Annotated in this window: 2 pseudogenes; both read left to right on the forward strand. The window is 59.6% G+C overall.

The features are described 5' to 3' along the window. Positions 1-127 precede the first annotated feature (127 nt). Positions 128-805: pseudogene (locus ROA7023_RS23530) on the forward strand (IS5 family transposase); the annotation flags it as partial. A 231-nt stretch (positions 806-1,036) separates the two neighbouring features. Further along, positions 1,037-1,300 (forward strand): annotated as a pseudogene (locus tag ROA7023_RS25895) (hypothetical protein); the annotation flags it as partial.

Genomic DNA, 1,300 nt, shown 5'->3' on the forward strand with positions numbered 1-1,300 from the left:
GCTCGAACGGGACAACGGTAGATTTGGCCATGGTGGCATATCCTTTCTCTCTGAGAACGACGGCATCTTGAACACCGCCATGATATGCCGCCTACTTCAGACCATCACCAACTTTCGGGCATAACTCCTCGACTGGACAGTGCCCGACTTCATCACACTTTCACGCCGCCAGAAGACACTGGCCGTGAACATCCCGTATCGTGGCTCTAACGGCCCGCTGCACCTTCTGATCGACAGCACCGGGATCAAGGTGGAGGGTGAAGGTGAGTGGAATGCACGCAAGCATGGTGGGCCCAAGCGGCGGGTCTGGCGCAAGATCCACCTCGGGATCGACGAACAAACACTGGAAGTCCGGGCCGTTGAAATCACCGGGAACCATATCGGCGACGCACCTGTTCTGCCCGACCTGCTTAGCCAGATCCCGACAGATGAGCAGATCGGCAACGTCATCGCCGACGGCGCCTACGACACCCGCAAATGCCACGACGCCATCGCTGACCGCGGGGCTAGCGCTGTCATCCCGCCCCGCAATAATGCCAAGCCCTGTAAGCCAACAACAGCGGGCGCCATCGCGCGAAACGAGGCAATGCGAGCTTCAAGATACCTCGGTCGCGCAATCTGGCGAAACTGGAGTGGATACCACCGCCAAAGCCGCGTCGAGACGAAGATGCACTGCATGAAACTGCTGGGGCAGCGCCTGATGGCGAGGGACTTCGACCGACAGGTCGCGGAGGTCCATATCCGTATCGCCGTCATGAACGGATACACCACGCTCGGCATACCCGTCACAGAGGCCGTGGGATAAGTCCGTCCAGGGCAAGGGGCAGTCCGACAATCAGCCGATTTGTGCAACAGAGTCCTTGGGCGAAGCTCTGGTATCCGCCTCCCGACAACTGTACAAGGGTGTATCTGCACCCATACCTGAGTGAGCTGGAACGCTCCAAAGTGATCGACCGGCTCGAAGAGCTGGATGAGTTAGGTGTTTGATCCCACGGTTTGATGGTGCGATCCTTTCTCAGGAATGGACGGAAGCACTATGGGACAAGTTCGTCACTGCTGCGCCACGACCACGCACGCCGTCAGAGCTGCAATACAGCGATCCGTCGCCCGGCAGTCGTTTGCTTGCAAACGATGAGAGGGGCAGGCTTCGCTCGCGCAACTGGGCCGGGAGCTGGGCATCAATCCCAAGACGGTGGCGAAATGGCGGAAGCGGTCAACGGTCGACGGTCGAGGATATGAAGACCGGGCCGACAGAACCGCGCTCGACGGTTCTGAGCGAGGCCGAGGAGGCGATGATCGT

This window comes from Roseisalinus antarcticus (assembly GCF_900172355.1).
In the GTDB taxonomy this organism is placed as follows: Bacteria; Pseudomonadota; Alphaproteobacteria; order Rhodobacterales; family Rhodobacteraceae; genus Oceanicola; species Oceanicola antarcticus_A.